This is a genomic window from Psychrobacter sp., from assembly GCF_049295055.1.
Taxonomy (GTDB): domain Bacteria; phylum Pseudomonadota; class Gammaproteobacteria; order Pseudomonadales; family Moraxellaceae; genus Psychrobacter.
This window is the reverse complement of the sequence record NZ_JBAQQF010000069.1, coordinates 1-18,525: the sequence shown is the minus strand read 5'-3', so window position 1 is coordinate 18,525 and position 18,525 is coordinate 1. Positions and strand designations below refer to the sequence as shown.

11 protein-coding genes are annotated in these 18,525 nt (G+C 41.3%); 8 read left to right on the top strand and 3 right to left on the bottom strand.

Annotation, left to right across the window (positions count from 1 at the left end; genetic code table 11):
- Positions 1 to 87 precede the first annotated feature (87 nt).
- Entirely contained in the window at positions 88 to 3,813 is a 3,726-nt protein-coding gene (gene dnaE / locus WAZ74_RS10410) for a DNA polymerase III subunit alpha (RefSeq protein WP_422308233.1), read from the bottom strand.
- Positions 3,814 to 4,519: 706 nt separating this feature from the next.
- Between dnaE and WAZ74_RS10405 the strand changes: the two genes are divergently transcribed.
- Positions 4,520 to 5,041: a GNAT family N-acetyltransferase gene (locus WAZ74_RS10405; RefSeq protein WP_422308232.1), complete on the top strand. Its 522-nt coding sequence runs from the start codon at positions 4,520 to 4,522 to the stop codon at positions 5,039 to 5,041.
- 130 nt (positions 5,042 to 5,171) lie between these two features.
- Here the strand turns inward: WAZ74_RS10405 and ggt are convergent, their stop codons facing one another.
- Complete coding sequence (ggt, locus tag WAZ74_RS10400) at positions 5,172 to 7,028, bottom strand: gamma-glutamyltransferase (protein ID WP_422308251.1); 1,857 nt, start codon at positions 7,026 to 7,028, stop codon at positions 5,172 to 5,174.
- 308 nt (positions 7,029 to 7,336) lie between these two features.
- Between ggt and WAZ74_RS10395 the strand changes: the two genes are divergently transcribed.
- The 3 genes from WAZ74_RS10395 (at position 7,337) to WAZ74_RS10385 (ending at position 11,844) form a co-directional block, all read left to right on the top strand.
- Complete coding sequence (locus WAZ74_RS10395) at positions 7,337 to 7,771, top strand: hypothetical protein (RefSeq protein ID WP_422308231.1); 435 nt, start codon at positions 7,337 to 7,339, stop codon at positions 7,769 to 7,771.
- A gap of 206 nt (positions 7,772 to 7,977) precedes the next feature.
- The gene (locus tag WAZ74_RS10390) at positions 7,978 to 10,032 is read left to right on the top strand and encodes a hypothetical protein (protein ID WP_422308230.1); all 2,055 of its coding nucleotides are present in this window, start codon (positions 7,978 to 7,980) and stop codon (positions 10,030 to 10,032) included.
- 60 nt (positions 10,033 to 10,092) lie between these two features.
- Positions 10,093 to 11,844, top strand: coding sequence for a hypothetical protein (locus tag WAZ74_RS10385; RefSeq protein ID WP_422308229.1), 1,752 nt, complete (start codon positions 10,093 to 10,095; stop codon positions 11,842 to 11,844).
- A gap of 183 nt (positions 11,845 to 12,027) precedes the next feature.
- On the opposite strand, the gene WAZ74_RS10380 is transcribed toward WAZ74_RS10385, so the two are convergent.
- Positions 12,028 to 12,549, bottom strand: coding sequence for a Spy/CpxP family protein refolding chaperone (locus WAZ74_RS10380; RefSeq protein WP_422308228.1), 522 nt, complete (start codon positions 12,547 to 12,549; stop codon positions 12,028 to 12,030).
- A gap of 276 nt (positions 12,550 to 12,825) precedes the next feature.
- Here WAZ74_RS10380 and WAZ74_RS10375 point away from each other — a divergent pair, with 276 nt between their 5' ends.
- The 4 genes from WAZ74_RS10375 to WAZ74_RS10360 all read left to right on the top strand — a co-directional run bounded on the left by WAZ74_RS10375 (position 12,826) and on the right by WAZ74_RS10360 (position 18,308).
- Positions 12,826 to 13,512: a response regulator transcription factor gene (locus tag WAZ74_RS10375; RefSeq protein WP_422308227.1), complete on the top strand. Its 687-nt coding sequence runs from the start codon at positions 12,826 to 12,828 to the stop codon at positions 13,510 to 13,512.
- Positions 13,513 to 13,538: 26 nt separating this feature from the next.
- Complete coding sequence (locus WAZ74_RS10370) at positions 13,539 to 15,209, top strand: sensor histidine kinase (protein ID WP_422308226.1); 1,671 nt, start codon at positions 13,539 to 13,541, stop codon at positions 15,207 to 15,209.
- Positions 15,210 to 15,725: 516 nt separating this feature from the next.
- On the top strand, positions 15,726 to 17,780 hold the full coding sequence (locus WAZ74_RS10365) for a YadA family autotransporter adhesin (protein ID WP_422308225.1): 2,055 nt from the start codon (positions 15,726 to 15,728) through the stop codon (positions 17,778 to 17,780).
- A gap of 81 nt (positions 17,781 to 17,861) precedes the next feature.
- The gene (locus tag WAZ74_RS10360) at positions 17,862 to 18,308 is read left to right on the top strand and encodes an outer membrane protein assembly factor BamE (RefSeq protein WP_422308224.1); all 447 of its coding nucleotides are present in this window, start codon (positions 17,862 to 17,864) and stop codon (positions 18,306 to 18,308) included.
- Positions 18,309 to 18,525 lie beyond the last annotated feature (217 nt).

Genomic DNA, 18,525 nt, shown 5'->3' with positions numbered 1-18,525 from the left:
ATGTCCAATAGAGTAAAAGCTAACGCAGAAACGTTAACTATAAAGAATTTTTTGCTACTAATTACGATGGTAACTCTAATCGATTGATCAGCTGTAATGAAAGTGTAAATTATCCTCACTAATCATAGTCTTTAGCTGTTGTAAATTATCATCATTGGGATAAACGCGCCAATGCTCTGATAGTCCTACATTGGCAATACCGTATTCTTCATAAATACTAAGTCCAAGTGGCAAGCAGTTATCGTTAATAGAAGCGTCTGTGTTACTCAGGCTATTATTGGCGTAACTGCTGCCATTTTGATCAAGGGTATCCTGTGCCATATCGTTTTCTAGCGCTAATAAATCATTACCATTTTCATCATACAGGCTGCCGCCAATCGCAGCATCGTAGCCATTATTAGCAGTCGTGTTGAAGTTGCCACTTTGCTCGTCTTGATCATTGTCATAAGACAGTTTTGGTGCCGGAATGATGCTGGCTTGTGCAGACTTGAGTAAAGGTTGCATACGATTAAGCAGGTCTATATCGCTACCATGAATTTTAATACTGATTTTCTTCATCCATCTTAGGCGGGCGTCAACCATACTCATCGCGTTATCAAGACGCGCAAAAAGTCTTCCGTCACGCTCGCGTATACTGCCTTTAATAATCACAACTTCATCAACTTTTAACTGCTCTTTGACACGGTTAAAACGCTCAGCGTAGCAGCTAACTTCCAGTCTAGAAGTACCATCATCTAAGGTAATGACGTTGCGATTGCCAAAGTTAGCCATATCGATAATCAAGCCAGCAAAATAGCAGCTGCCATTGTAGCCAGTATCTGTGAGCTTGTCTAAGCGCGCTCCCGAGGTATAGCGTTTTAGCTCGTCTAAATATTCATTAATTGGATGACCAGTTAAATATAGCCCCAAGGTATTTTTTTCAGCTTTTAGACGGTGCTTATCACCCCAAATCAGCTCTGGGGTCATGACGAGTGGCGGAGCCGCAACCACGCCATCCATCTCGCCAAACAAATCCATCATACCGATTTCTTTGTTTTGACGGTCTTGCTCAGCAGCTTGTACGGCGCTTGGCAACTGACTCATCAGCGCCCCACGAATCTCGTAAGCTTCATCGGCTGGCAAGTCTGGCCGCAGGGTGGCTGCAAAGTCATCAAAACAACCCGCGTTTATCAGTCCTTCAAGCGTGCGCTTATTGACTTTTTTGATATCGACTCGGCGACAAAAGTCATATAAGTCTTTGAAATATCCATCACGGCGGCGTGCTTCAACAATAGACTCAACGGCGCCTTCACCGACACCTTTAATCGCACCCAATCCATAAATAATATTGGTCGGTGTATCGGCAACAAAATGCCATTCACTGCGGTTAACGGATGGGTTAACCACTGTCAAAGCAAAGTTTTCACGGCAATCATTGATAAAGAAAACGACGTTATCCGTGTTGTTCATGTCCGAAGTTAGAACGGCTGCCATAAATTCAGCAGGGTAGTATTGCTTAAGGTAAGCGGTCTGATAAGCCAGTACACCATAAGCAGCAGAATGTGAGCGGTTAAAGCCGTAACCGGCAAATTTTTCCATCAAATCAAACACGCCACCTGATGTCGCTTCATCAATACCTTGCGAAGTTGCACCAGTAATAAAGATATCGCGCTGCTTGGCCATCTCTTCAGGTTTTTTCTTACCCATAGCACGGCGTAGCATATCAGCACCGCCTAAACTATAACCGGCCATAACCTGCGAGATTTGCATGACCTGTTCTTGATAGACGATAACGCCATTGGTATTTTCTAAAATTGGCTCAAGATTGGGATGGTCATAGATAACCTCTTCACGACCATGCTTACGGTCAATATACATCTCGACCATACCAGCATCGAGCGGACCTGGGCGATAGAGTGCGCACATGGCAATCACGTCTTCGATATTGGTGGGTTGCAATTTAGCGAGGTATTTTTTCATGCCCATACTTTCTAACTGAAAAACGGCAGTGGTCTTAGCATCTTGTAATAGCTTATAGGCTTTGCTGTCATCTAATGGCAAGTCTTCTAGTACCAGTGCGTCTTTGCCTTCTTTAGCGCGGCGCTTATTGATGTTTTTAACCGCCGCACTAATCACCGTTAGGTTACGTAGACCCAAAAAGTCAAATTTTACTAGACCGACCGCTTCAACGTCATCTTTATCAAACTGACTGACACGGTGACCTTCATCATCACAATAAATGGCACTAAAATCAGTAATTTTGTGCGGCGCAATCAATACGCCACCAGCATGTTTACCAACGTTCCGGCAAATACCTTCAAGCTTAATGGCCATTTCCCACACTTCGGTGGCGTCTTCATAATCCATGTTGTCAGGATTAGAAATCAAATCTTTCAGCTGAGGCTCTTGCTCAAGCGCCTGACTTAGAGTAATCCCCGGTGTCTTAGGAATAAGTTTCGACATTTTGCTAGCGAGGAAGTAGGATTTACTTTGCGCACGCGCGACATCTCGTACTACCGCTTTTGCTGCCATCGTACCAAAGGTGATAATTTGCGAGACTGCTTCGCGACCATAAGTTTGGGCAACATAATCAATGACCCGATCACGACCTTCAATGCAAAAGTCAATATCAAAATCGGGCATAGATACACGCTCAGGATTTAAGAAGCGCTCAAATAATAAGTCGTAATGTATGGGGTCAAGGTCAGTGATGTTCAGCGCATAGGCGACAAGCGAGCCTGCACCGGAACCACGACCCGGACCAACAGGCACGCCATTAGCTTTTGCCCAGCGGATAAAGTCCATAACGATTAAGAAGTAACCGGGAAAGCCCATTGATAGAATAACTTTAAGTTCATACTCTAGACGATCATCATATCTTTGCCGGATATCACTCCAATTATCACTGCGCGCGTCAACTGGGAAGAGTTTGTCTAAACGATTTTCAAGCCCGCGCTGCGATTCCAATCGAAAGAAAGATTCAGTCGTCTCACCCTCAGGTACTGGAAACTCTGGTAGCACGTTAATACCAAGTGTCAAACTTACATTACAGCGAGTCGCTAAGCGCAAAGTATTGTCGATAACCTGTGGAATATCAGCAAATAGCTGCTGCATTTGCGCTTGGGTTTTGAGATATTGCGCATCTGAGTAAGTCTGCGGGCGATTGAGGTCGGCAAGTACGTACGAGCCAGCGATACAAACGCGTGCTTCGTGAGCATCAAAATCGTCTTGCTCTAAAAATCTCACATCGTTATGCGCAATGATAGGAATATGGTGCTTGGCGCCTGAATGAATAGCAGCTTTAATAAAAGCGTCTTCGCCTGAGCGATTGGTACGTTTAATAGCAAAGTATAAGCGGTCGTCAAACTGTGCTTGCCACTCTAATAGCAATTCATCTGCTTTTTCTGGCATAGAGCCGACTAACGCTTGACCAACATCTGACTTTTCAGTAAATAAGACGATGACACCAGCAGCGTGCTCTAAAATATGGCTGCGCTTTATAACAGGAGTGCCATGATTGCTAGGGTCGGCGCGACCTTCAGTAAAGCCAAGCGATACGATACGGGTAATGTTTTGATAACCTTCGTTATCCATCGCCAAGAGAGTCAACCGCGTGTCTTCATTCTCCATGATGACTTCACTACCGATAATTGGCTTAATACCAGCACCTAAGCAGGCACGATAAAACTTTACGGTGGCATAAAGGTTGGATAAATCGGTCAAGGCAAGCGCGCTTTGATTGTCTGCCGTTGCTGCTTTAATCAACGGCTTAATACGGACGATAGAATCGGTAATGGAATATTCGCTGTGGATGCCAAGGTGTACAAATGCCATAGGAGACTCTTACTGATGCAATCAAAAAGGAGGGTGTGCGAATGAGCGTTAGAGAAAATGCTAAATTATTTAGAATTCATGGCTGATAATATCTACTATATCAATGGCCTACATTTTATTTTTAAAGAATAGGACGTGCATAACCCTATGTCATACTCTTAGTCTCAGCCGGTAATAATAGCATTATTTGCTGATGACAGCCACCGATTAGAGCCTATAAGAATAATTGATAGGGCTTAGATAATGGTTTTTTCTGCGATGAAAATAAAGTAATAAGCCAAGCTTTTTTATATAAAATCTATTAGAAGAAGCTTTGTTATAAACAAACATACTTTAACTCATTGCAGCCATATATATAACCATCCATACCATACTAATAGCGCGGCTGACTGTTGAATAGCCTTGCCGAAGCGTAAACCATGCAAAAATAATGGATACTAGAAAAATGCCTATACCCAGCATGAAGCTGACTTGTTTTTGAATGGATTCAATATCGTATATTGAATGAGAAGGCAGGGGCTTAGAAGGCGGGTTGTTGTTTTGGATAAGCGCAGGTAATATCAGGATATTGACCAGTTATTTGATGCAGCTTGGCAAGATTTAGCCATTTTTAGCCCATTTAATCGCTTTCGTTCAGATTGAGGACACGCCCTAATTAAGATTAATTTTTATTAACTTTATATATCTACTATTTTTGGAGAAGAGTATGTTTTCAATTTGCAAAGCAAGCCAAGAGGATTTTTCGGATATTGCTAATATTCATTTTATAAGTTGGAATGCTGCTTACTTAAAACTTCTCCCTGAATCTTATATAAATAAAGAAAACAACTTATTTGAAAAGGTAGAGATGTGGGAGAAAATAATAGCTCATCCTGACGTCACTGTTTGGGTAGCTTATGAGAGTAGTAATGACGACTATGATAAGCATAATAGTGTAGGATTTATTGGGTATTTCAATAAAGGCAGTGAATACGAAATTACCACTTTATATGTCTTGCCTGAATATCACAGCTTAGGTATTGGTACTCAACTAATGAGCACAGCTTTGACCAGTATATTGGATACTACTCATAAGCCCCGTTTATACTTATGGGTACTAAAGGATAACCTATCGGCCATTCATTTTTATAAAAAGCACGGTTTTACATCTAGTGGAGAAATTAGTGAGACGTTATATGAGGACGCTAAAATAGTCGATATTAAGATGACTATAGAGATGGCTCTTTAAGTCATTTTAAATAACAATTAATGAGGTCGTATTTTTATAAACGATTTATTGGGTATGTGTTAGCACCAAAAAAGCCCTCTACACTATAAAGGATAGAGGGCGTTACTATATGAGTTTAATACTTTTGCTATTAATAACCAACGACCGCTGCATCGACAATACGCGGATCAGACGACCCATAAACACCATTTGGCGTCATCATAATCGACTGTGTCGAACCCATGGCTGATTTTGGAATGATGGTATGTCCCATTGATTCAAGTTTTTTAACGGTATCAATATTCAGTGCTTTTTCAACGCGAATCTCATCAGGTAGCCATTGGTCATGAATACGCGGTGCGTGAGTGGCCTCAGCGATATTCATGTCATGATCGATGACGTTTGAGATGATTTGTGTGACGGTGGTAATGATGCGGCTACCACCTGGGCTACCAGTGACGATATAAGGTTTGCTGTCTTTGAATACCAGTGTTGGACTCATGGAAGATAGTGGCCGCTTATTGGCTGCAACGGCATTTGCTTCACCGCCAAGTAGACCGTAGCCATTAGGGACACCAGGCTTGGCAGAAAAATCGTCCATCTCATTATTGAGCAATATTCCCGTACCTTCAGCGACCAGCCCAGTGCCATAAGAGAAGTTCAAGGTATAAGTATTGGCGACTGCATTGCCGTCTTTATCGACAATAGAGAAGTGCGTGGTTTGATCGCTCTCGTAGGGTAGAGGATTATTAGCCTTAATGGTCGCCGCTGGCGTGGCTTTATTTGGATTGATTAAGGTACGTAATTTATCAGCATAAGCTTGTGACGTTAAGCCACTGGCAGGTACATCGATAAAGTCAGAATCACCCAAATACTCAGCACGATCTGCATAAGCCAATTGCATCGCCTCAGCCATTAAGTGAATGGTTTGCGCGCTATTTTGCCCGTAGTCTTTTAGTGGATAGCCTTCTAAAATATTTAAAATCTGTACGATGTGTATACCACCAGAGGAGGGTGGTGGCATAGAAACAATCTCATAGCCACGATAATTACCCTTTACAGGTTGGCGGGCGATGGCTTCATAATTTTCCAAATCCTTTAAGCTCATACTACCGCCAACTTCATTGACAGCCTTGACCAATTTACGGGCAGTTTCGCCTTTATAAAATCCATCGGCACCTTTTGCCGCAATCAGTTTTAGCGAGTGGGCAAGCTCAGGCTGTTTTAGACGTTCTCCAGGTTGATAAGCGCTGCCGTCAGGTTTAAAAAATATCTTTTTGGTACTTGGCCATTTTTGCATGCGATCGCTCAATGCCGTGAGTGACTCGGACAACCCAGCAGTGACTTCGATACCATTTTCAGCCAGTCCAATCGCTGGTGCCATGACTTGCCCGCGGCTCATGGTGCCGTGATCTTCTAACGCTTTGAGTAAGCCTGCGACCGTACCCGGCACACCAACGGCTAAGCCATGATACTGAGATAAGTCGCTGACGGCATTGCCATCCTTATCGAGATACATGTCACGCGAGGCACTACTTGGTGCTTTTTCGCGGTAATCGAGTGCTACGGTTTTGCCTTGCTTGGCGTCATAAACCATCATAAATCCACCGCCACCGATATTACCTGCGCGCGGCAAAGTAACCGCTAAGGCAAAGCCAACGGCCACAGCGGCATCGACCGCATTACCACCGTCTTTTAAAATTTTAAGTCCGATATCAGAAGCCAGCGCTTCTTGGGTAGCGACCATGCCGTTCTTCGCCCAGATAGGATGATGAATAGCGTCCTCAGAATAGATGGCTTGATCTGTTTTGGCTTGAGCGGTCTTAGCTTGGGTGGTTTTGGGTGTGAGTGTATTGGTTTTCGCTCGTGTCACGCGCTGCGTCTCAGACAATACTGTAGGATTTTCCGCCATGATGGCAAGATTAATCGCACTGGTATTAATTGCACTGATATTAACTGACATTGGATTGATTGAAGTCGAGTTGATGGTGTTTTTTGTATTGCTCATCGGCTCAGCAGCATGAGCGGATAATGATACTAAAAACGTACTACTGATTAATAAGATAGCCGCTTTAATCTTAGCTTTACTTTGAAGGTTGTTATGAAGGACGTCCATTTTATTTTTTAATACTGAGTGTTGCATCGCAAAGTCCTTTTTACGAGTGGGTGAGAAGTAAAATCACATAGTGATAATGTGTGATGAGCCAATTTTGTTGACTGTTTTTCTAAAAACTGTCACATTGCATAAAATAACAAGATAGCATGAGAATCAAGTTATATCACTTACATATGTTTATCATAACGATGGAGATGACTATGAAAAAGTTAATGGCTGTGAGCGTTGGTTTAGCTTTTGCGTTTGGTGCTGCCCAAGTACAAGCTTCGCCGACTATAGAAGAGTTTATGTCTGCTGAAAATGGGTCAGGTTATTTCAATTGTGCCTATAAGCTTAAAATTGCCAGCAAAAAGTGCTTGGTAACAACCTCAAATATTAATTCTTCAAAGGATTCTAGGGCTAGAAAGATTTTTGGTGTTGATGAATACCTACCATTACTAACTATCAAATGGCCGGATGGTGACAGTAGCCGTTATGTAGATATAGGTGGCGATGTAGTGTATGAGCTCATCAATTTAGCAGACCGTAAAAGCTATAACTATAAAACGATTAAAAACGCTCGCCAAAGTATAGATTTTACAAAAGGCTTGGTCATTATCAATGATGACGATAAAGAACATATCCGCCTATGGTAAATGTTTTTAATGCTTAGTTAATAGGAAGCGCTATCTTATTAGATAGCGCTTTTTTATTTTTTTAAATATAAGAGTAATTATAAAAATTTCATGAATTTTACTAAAATATGTCTGTATCCTTCCTAAAATGTAATCTTTTATGTTATAAATAACAGAATAATGACTAAAGTTATCATTGCCTGTTTTTATCAAATAAAGGGATTTTTATGGGGCAGCTTACTTCTCAAAAACGCACCTTAGCGCATGGCTCTCAAGCGTCAGTTGTACAGTCATCGTTTATCTATAAAAATAGTCCTATAAAGCTTGCTATTTATGCGCTTGCTGCTGCTAGTGCCACGACGATTTTGATAGGCTGTCAGACAAATGCAGGCTTATCGCAATCAAACGCTCTATCTGCTACGGCAATGGATTTTAGTATTACAGATAGCAAGAAGAGTCAAAACCAAGCTCAGACCTTTACTGCCAGCTTAAATGCTAATGCTGAACGCTATCAACAGCTGTTTGATCAAACTAAAAATCCCAATATGGAAACGCACGCTAAGACACGGTTGCTTAGTGCTATTCAAAAACATTTAGCCAATGAGCATGTCGCTGTTTCGCAAGCCAATTATCACTCTGTTCCTTATGTTAAAGCTGACAGTATTGATGCAGGCTCAAGTAGTTTTTTTAGAACGCTGCTTGAGCTTTATCTCTCTAAAAATACAGAAACAGAGGATTATAGTGAATACGAAGAAGCGGCTGATGCGGCTGAAGAAGATAGTGAGGTAGATAATGCTACAGATAGCTATTCTGAAGAAGACAGCTATGCAGCGGAATATAGTGCAGTCGAAGTAGAAGAGGCTGCTGCGACTGAAGCATTTGAAGTATTGTCATATGATGAGCTTGGCTATGACCAACATGGTTACGACGAATATGGCTATGATGAAAACGGTTATGATAGAGATGGCTACGATGAATATGGCAATTCTCAAGATAGTGGTGATGACAGCGACGATGACTACAATAACAGAGATTTATCATCGAGAATCCGTAGCATGGACTTTCGCGGTTTACTCAATGATTATGAGAATATGCAAGCCAGCAAAGTGGCAAACGGTACTCAAGATGAGAACGTCACCCGTACTTATCCTGGAATGCTAACCCAGCTGGTTAATATATTTATCCAAACTCCTGAGCAAGTTGAGGCAATGAATGCTTACCAATACCAGTATCTAACTATCAATAGCGTCAGCCACTATAAACCCAAAGAGAAACAGCTACAGAGTGTTTATAGCTATGATTATTTGTCACCAACGATGAGCTCGTCTGTACAGATTCCTCTTGCTCTCGATTTTGACAAAAGCGCAATCACTATCGACCCATCAGCATTGATGCCTATCTTGGCATTGGGCAATCCTGAACATACCCCATTACCAGCACAAATGACCTCACATACAGTAAATTTTGGTTTGCCTGAAGCTATTACTTCGAAAATACCCTCAGCAGTGATTTATGATGCGGTTATTAGTGCTATAGAAAACAGCATGGCAGAGCTACAGCCCGAGTATTTCAGCGCTGTTGATATTCGTGATGATAATTTTGCTAAGCAAGTCGGTGCTGATAGGGCAGTCAAAGTTTACTTTGGTAGTAGGCAAAGTGGTGAGATGATAGGGAAAATGGTTAAAAATATCTCACGCTCACTACAAAAGCATATTGATGAAAATCCTAATAGTTATCCTGATGATACGGTGCTAAAAACAGCAATTGCCAAAATTGAGCTATACAATAAAGGCTATCAAAGTGCCGATATAGGGGCGTTACTACAGCTGATAGAAGCGGTTAGCCCTATCTCTTTTAATCATATCAATTACTATTATTTAGATGGCTCAGATCGTCTACTTGCCAAGCAGCAAAGAGTCAACATTGGTAGTGATTTCTTTGGCTCGCAAAATACAGTTTTGAATCAGACGCGCTACGACAGTGCCAGTTTTAATAAAAATCCGTTAACGCCGTTATTGGCGCAGTCATTTGGCGCAAAAGCACCTGCGGCTATAGATGGTAATACTTGGCTTGCAAAACAGCGCCGGCAAGAAGAGAGGCTTGAGAAGGCGCGTTATGCACGTTATGACTATGTAGAAGAAGATGCAGAGGCAGCAGAAGCAAGTGTTGATTATACAGAAGATGTGGTTAGTTTTAGTCGTGATACGACAGACGTAGCATCAGATATGGACGACTCGGATTACGTGGATGCTGAGGCTTCATCGTTTGAGGGTGACGACTAAAAATACAGTCGTTTCTAACTGCATCTTATATAACGCTATAGTGCCTTTTAAGGATAAAAAATGAAAAATCTGAATGTAGCATTGCCTAATATCAAAACAATAAAATACAGAAGCTCAGCGTCTTCTAAATCTATATTGACGGTCAGCGCGTTGCTAGCAAGTACGTTATTAATCAGTGCCTGCCAATCTACCGGTATTATTCAAGCAAACCATGTAAGTGCCAACACGACGCCGACCGCCGCAAAAACAGCGTTGGCAACAGCGCTACAGCAACAGCGTCGCCAGTCTTTTGCTTATCATAGTAATATTGAGATTGTAAATCAGCAGCAGTTTACAGACATTGATAGCACGCAATTGGTGGTAGCAGAAGAGATTGAAAGCTATTGTGACGACACCCATGACAACGCTTATTCTGGGTTGCTACTCAAAGCAGAAGCAGAAAATAAAGATATTGCAGCGCTTGATTATGATGCACAGCGTGATGCCCTTAAACAGTCTTACTTAGTATGTGCTGACGCTTATCAGGCATGGAGAGACACTCATGATGACAGCACCGCTTATAGCGTTGATGAAGCGGCTGAGGATATTGTAGATGCGATAGCAGCGGAGGCAATGGTAGAATCAGTGCCAGTGTCTGATAGGGACGCCGCTAGCGTTGCTAATGTTTCCGTTAATACCGTCTCGCCCTACTATGAAAAGCTGTTTAATGAATATGACAGCAAGCAAACTAAGTTAGATGTCAAAAAATCACAATTATTAGATGCTTATTTGCTACAGCCATTGTCTATGAATGCTCAGGGCGTTTATCAGCCGCTAGCGGGCAAGTTTACCCTGTTGGGTAGTGTGCAGTATTCAGCGCGCAACCATCATAGCAGTATTAATCAGCCTATTTATGTCGATTTTAAAACGGGTAGCATCTACCTATGGGCAGATAATTTTGCCTTACTGACATCGAAGCTTGCCGATGATAAATTAGGTACCAAATGGCAAAATAAATGGCTAAAAATCCCTCTTGATGACGGTACGTTACCCAAAGGCTTTGGTAAAACAGTGATAAAGAGCCATATTGAGGCAGGAGATAGTGTGTACGCTAAGGCTGCGGTGAGCCAATTTGATTTTATTGCGCCAAACATGCTGACGGCACTTTCACCTAAATTACCTGAACAACAATTAGCCCCTATGCTAAATAGCGCACAAATCATCCGCCGTGTACGAAGTAACGCTGAAGATGAGCAAGCCTATAAAGACTATATGGGTACTTTTTATCAGCTTATTACTCAGCAATATCCTGAGCTCATCACAAAAACCCCTTCAGATACGCCAGAAGATGCTACACCTATGGATAGTAAAATCACCAGTAAACGGTTGGTACAGCAAGGTTTATTAAAAATGAAAGATTTTGCTGATGATAAAATGGCACAAACTCAAGATAGCTCATTAACTGAACTGACGTCACCTGTGCTAAATTCGCGCCTACCTGTGCAAGAGCTATATGGCTTTAGTAAAGGTGGTCAATTGCAATGGCAGCACAGCCGTCATTATCTGCCTACCAAAGAAGGGATTGAAGCCACGGCAAAAAACAGCCTCATCGTCGATGCGCTCAATCAATATATGCCTATCCGAGCGCAAGATAAGACATTTCCTAATTTACCTAGCGACAGTCAGGTGCCAAATGCCAGCAATAGCGTTGATCTAAAAGAATATAGTGCTGAGCTTGCAGAGTATTATCGTCAAGGCAATGGCACGGCGATGGGTAAAATGCTATTTAATATGCTACCAATGTATAAACAGCGATTTGGCTCGATAGAGTGATAAAACAGGTTTTATAAAATAGGTTTGTAATCGTCTTATATATTTGTTCTATACAAGCCATTAAGCCATTAAACCTTTGAAAGACTGAACGATTAAACCACTAGATAAATCAGCAAAAAAGCGCAGCGGTTAACCGATGCGCTTTTTTAAATGCTCATATTTTAATTAAGTAATAACAGTCAATTACAGACTTTGCTCTTGATACTTGCCATGCATCTTACGATTCTTTGAACTATGATGACCTTTTGCTTTTCTTTCTGATTTTAATTGTGCCATCTTCTCACGCTGTTCAACAGTCAATACCTGTGAGATTGCATGTTGCGTTTCGATACGTTCAATAAAGCGCTGCTTGGTTTTAGCAGCTTGTTGATTAGCCAAACGATTGACAGCGGCGTTATTTAAAATTTTTGCATTGGTCAACGCTTGCGTTTGTTCTTGGATTTGCTTGCGTTCTGCTTGATATTTTGTACGGTCAGCTTTACGGTCGCCGTATTGTGCTTGCATGATAGCTTTAATTTGCGCCTGCTGCGTCGCTGTTAGATCCAATTGCGCCATTGGTCCTCTCATGCCGTCTTTGCTCATGCTTTTATGCTGCATTTTGCTAGTCGTTGGCGCAGTATCGGTAGTCGCATTGACACTGGTACAAGCAGTAACTGTAAATACGCTAGATATCGCTAATACTGAGCCCATTAATAATTTTTTCATCATCATTACCTTAATTGATTGTGCAAACGTTATTTGTTTTGCGGAAACTGGATTTATTATCTAACAAGTATGAATGATTAAGTGTTTCTCGATAAGTGTTGAAGAAAGCTACTATTACTCATTACTTGTTGCTGATAGCAGCTATCATACGACAGCTAGAAGTTACGAACATTTATGAAACATTAAGAAAGGTAACGTTTGTGGCTTATCGATGGGTGCTTGGCTGATAATATGAATAATAATGCGATTGAGCTGCAAAGGAATAAGGTGACAAAAATGCCAAATATTTTATTGGGTGACGATGACGAAGAGTTGACCCAGTTATTGCAAGAGTATTTGCATAATCATGGTATTCGCTGTGACTGTGCACACGATGGTGAGGCTGTCATAGAGCGCTTAAAAACAGCGATGCATGATGGGTTACCTTATGATCTATTGGTACTGGATATTATGATGCCAAAAATAGATGGTCTCAGCGTGTTACGTCAGCTGCCAACTATTAGCGATATACCCGTCATTATGTTGACCGCAAAAGGCGAGGAGATTGATCGTATTATCGGGCTAGAGCTTGGTGCTGATGATTATATTACCAAACCTTGTAATCCGCGCGAGCTGCTGGCACGTATTAATGCCGTGATTAAGCGTACCAATGCGGCTGCATCAGAGCATAGTCCGCTACCAGATAGCCGTTTGCGTCTGGACCAAAATCAGCGCTTGTGTGAGATAGATGGCGTAGAGCTACAAGTCACTGGCACAGAGTTTGATTTATTGGTGGCTTTATTGAGACAAAAAGGAGAAGTGGTGAGTAAAGCGTGGTTATCACAACACGTCTTGCAGCGTGAATTACAACCGTTCGACCGTAGCCTCGATGTGCATGTTTCACGCCTACGTAAAAAACTACAACCTTTTCATGATGAGCCAATCAAGGCGATTCGTGGTAAAGGTTATCAGTTGGTACTTTAATGACAGACATAAATGACCAAAATAACATGACCAATATGACAAACTCATCAGTAAAAAAATCAAGATTTAATATACCTATGCCACTGTTTTGGCGACTCTTTTTGAGTTTGCTGTCTATGATTCTTATCACCTCCATATTATCTATTTCGGTTGAGCGCTGGCTTAATGAACAAGAGCTGGCGACACGCATGGATTCTCAAATTGAAAAGCTATTGACTCAGCGTGAGCGGCTAGTGACATCGTTGCAAGCAGGTGACTTATCTACTGTTAAGCAGATTTATAACGAAGACCGCAGGCTAATGAGTCAGATAAGAATATATGATGAGCAAGGCGCTATCATATTTCCTAGATATCGTTTTAGGGAAAATCGGGGAGAGCGAGTTCAAGGCCAAGGCCAAGCAATAGACTCGCAAACATTTGCGTCAGATAATCGTGGCTCTGTGAATGATGCTTTTGATAATAAAGAATCTGATTACAGTAAATACAGTAATAAAGCGCGTGCCGATAGAAACCCTTATAGTCGTTATGGCTTAAACAATGATGGCGTAAACAATGATGGCTTAAATAGTGATAAGTCAGGCGATAAACCTTTTATCTTTAATGATATCTTGCAGCCTATGCCATCTCATAAAGCCATTACTGATGTCGATAGTCGCCCTGAGTTGGCTGAGGTGACAGTGATGATGCCGAATGATGAAAGCGTTATCATACAGCTACGTCCGCACTTATTGTTCAAAGACGTCTTAGAGCTACAACGGGGTAATTTCACACTGCGGCTGCTATTAATTATTATATTTAGTATTTTAGTCTGCTTTTGGCTCAGTCGTACCTTGACTCGCCGTATTGGTCGAGTGCAGGATACGGTACATCGTATGATTGATGGTGATTATCAGGCCAATCCACAATTATCAGACTTGGGGTCTGATGAGTTAGGTTTGCTGGCAAAAGACGTGGCCCAATTATCAACTCGACTAGCGGATAGTGAGCTGGCACGCAGACAGATGTTAAGTGATATCTCCCATGAGTTACGCTCGCCATTGGCACGTCTCGATGTTGCCACTGAATTAACACGAGATTTCGCTCCCAATGCCAGTCGCTATTTAGATCGCATTGATAAAGAATCTACACGAATGAATGAGCTGATTGAGCAAATCATTCATATTCAGTCTCTACAGATGCAGCAATATACTATCGATAATGTAGAAAATGAAACAGTGGATATCTCAGCCATCATTACTGAGATTGGTCAAGATGTTTGTTTCGAGTTTCAGCATAAAAATATCAATTGGCAATGGCAGCTGAGCAATTCTTTATTGGCAGATTCTTGGAGAGTGTCTGGCAATCAAGAGCAGTTGTATAGCGCACTTGAAAACATCATTCGTAATGCTTTTATGCATACGCCAGCCGATTCAAACGTCATAGTTGAAATGATAAAAATACAGATGGCTAACAAGCTACCTGCGATTCAAATCAGTACAACAGATGAGGGTGGCGGCGTAGCCGATAAAGATTTACAGCGTATTTTTCAACCTTTTGTCCGGCTTGATACTGCGCGTCATCGCGAAACCGGTGGATATGGGCTGGGCTTAGCAATCGTGCATGCAGTTATTATGGCGCATAAAGGTCAAATAGCTATTTATAATCACAAAGACGGTATCCAAGGTTTGGTAGTGGAGATGATATTGCCGGTTGAGTAGTTGCTCGATGTTAAATAGGTAATTGCAATTTCTGAAGTTTGAGATGAGTATTGATTATGTGAGTGCTGTCAGAAAATATGAGTTTCTAATTGTTTTTACATACTAAAATCCCTTAGCAAATTTTAAGAGTAATTAATATTTCTGTATGTAAAAAAACAGCTATTTTAGTAAAATCTCTAGATGATATTAGCATGATAATATCAATTTTTAGGAAAGGATTATCAAAAATCCTGCATAAATCAATAACATATTCATATTTTAAAAGCTTTTCGAAACATATCAGACGAACAGTAGTGAATAGCTGATAAACGGTATTGATAAATCTTTTATATCCTTATACATATATATATATATATATACAGTATCAATACGAGATGAAACGAATAGTTTCTTAAAAACTAATAATAGTTACATTATGGTATAAAAACGCTATTTATGTAAGCTAATAGATTATTCCGTTTAAACTTCGCAACACTGCTGTTAATTTTCTCATGAGTTTCTAAAGGAGTATTCATTATGAATCGTAAGCCTAAAACCGTATTGCAATGCTCAATTGACTGTTTTGCCACTTTAGAAGAATATGCCAAGAGTCGGGGTAAGTCCTCAAGCAGCGTAGTGAATGCTAACTCGAGCGCTTCAGCAGCGGTATCGAAAGGCGCACGATTATTGCGCTTAAGCGCACTATGTGCAGGATTAGCAGCGGCTGGTCTAAGTATGCAGGCGACAGCAGCGGATACTTATAATGGGGATGCGGGTGGTCCTGCCTTTGCTGGTGAAGGGGAGAGACTCATCGTTAAGGGTGGTGCAAATATTGGTAACTTAAGCGACAACAATATTGGTGTGATCGTTACTGATACTGTTAAAGCTACTAATCAAGATACTCTAACGATAAAGCTATCTAAAACTCTTACTGGTCTTGAGAGCGCTACTTTTGGTGGCGTTACAATCTCAACTACAGGTATTAATAATGGCGGCCAAAGGATTACCAATGTAGCCGCTGGTGTTACTGATGTAGATGCAGTTAACGTTAGGCAGTTGAATGCTCAAGGCAGCGGTGTAGCAAATATCATTGGCGGCACTACAACCTATAACCCAGCAGCAGGTACTTTTACTAACGCTAATATCGGTGGTACTGGTAAATCTACTATTAACGATGCCATTGGGTTTAACACAACTAACATCGCTGACTTGACTAGTGGTAGAACTGGTGTCGTTCGTGAAGGTACTGCCGCTACTAATAATGAAGGTGCGCTTAGTGTTGGTTCTAATGCAAGTGCAACCAGAAGTAATTCAATTGCAATGGGCGTAGGCGCAATAGCATCCGGTAACTCTAGCATCAGTATCGGTACTGGCAATGACGTCTCCGGCAATAACTCTGGCGCTATCGGCGACCCTTCTACTGTCACAGGAAATAACAGTTACTCGTTAGGCAACAATAACAACATCAGTGGTAATAGAGCCTTTACAGTAGGTAACAACAATAATATTAGCAATAATAATTCCGCTACACTGGGTAACAGCAATATTATCAATGGTAATAGATCGTTTGCATTGGGTAATAATAACGAAATTAATTCCAATAACGCTTTTGCACTAGGCAACGATATCATTATTGATGCTAATCTAAACGGTGCAGTAGGGATTGGTAACGACACTACTGTGGCTGCATCTAATATAGCGAGCTTTGATCCTACTAGCCTAGGTGGCATTGTGGGAACAGGCACAGGTAGTAATGTAGTGAGTATCGGTAGTGTAGATATCAAACGTCGCTTGACCAATGTAGCCGCTGGTGGCGCTGATACAGATGCGGTTAATGTCAGCCAACTTAGAGCGGTTGATGGAAAAGTTAACACTCAAGGTACTAATACTGCAACTGCTTTGGGTGGTGGTTCTACTTATGATGCAAATACTGGTACGATAAGTGCACCAACGTATACACTTAACAATGGGCAGAACGTCTTTAACAACGTTGGTGGTGCACTAGGTAACCTTGATGGTCGTACTATTAGTAACACCAACAATATTGCGATTAATGCTAGCAATATTGCTACCAACGCAACTAATATCACTAACAATAGAAATGCTATCAGTGATTTAACTATTGGTAAGACTGGTATCGTTCAACAAAATCCTGTTGGTAATGACAATATCACGATAGGTGCTGCAACAGGTGGCACTGAAGTTAGCTTTGCTGGTACACAGGGTGATCGTGTATTAACCAATGTCGCTGATGGTATGGCACCGAGGGATGCTGTCAACTTCGGTCAGTTAAATGGCGTGGAGAGAAGACTTGGCAATAGTATTAACGAGCTGGGTTACAGAATTGACGATGTTGAAGATGATGCGAACGCTGGTGTCTCAGCAGCAATGGCAATGTCTTCATTACCACAGTCTAATATGGCAGGTAGATCTATGATAGGTGGCGGTATCGCGACTTATAATGGTGAAAGCGCAGTAGCAGTCGGTATCTCAAGAGTCTCTGATAACGGACGTTGGGCAATGAAGATAAACGGTACTGCGGACACGCAAGGTAACGCTGGTGGTGCCATCGGTGCAGGCTTCCATTTCTAATATAGCTAAATTGTTTTTATGACAACGTCTGTTTTTTAACAGACGTTGTCAAATTATTAATGACGTATTAAGGCTTTTCTAATGAATTTATCAGTATATCGTAATGGGTTACTGGCTGCTACTTTACTATTAACTGTAACTGGCTGTACTTGGCACGTAAGTCCTGGTGCTCAGTATGGATCGGTTAGCGCTAATGATTTAGTATTCCCTGATGAAAGTAAAGCGTGGCAAAAAGAGGGTAAACTCGTTGATCGAAGTGACATGGCCAAAATTAAAGTTAGCACCACTAAAAGCAAGATTTATGAGTTAATTGGTACGCCACATTTCCAAGAAGGGTTTAACGCTCGCGAATGGGATTATATTCTTAAGTTTTCTGATGCAGATAAGAATATAGAAACCTGCCGCTATAAAGTTATTTTTGATAATACCTACGAAGGAAGACTGCTTGGTGATGAATTTTTTGTCACAGAGATCTATTGGCAGCCCGCATCATGCCCAGGCGACTCGATAGTCTGGATTATACTGTAATGTTCTAAATAAAAAAGCAAGGCATCACATGCCTTGCTTTTTTAATGGGTGAGCGCTAAAAATGTACGAGATACTAACTAAATCTATTACTATAGTCAATCCCACTTAAAAGTGTTATAAACTAATTATCAAATCTAATTGTTATTATAAAGACCATGACTTACTCACTAGATTTTCGTAGACAAGTTCTCAAAAGTATAGATGACGGCATGACCTA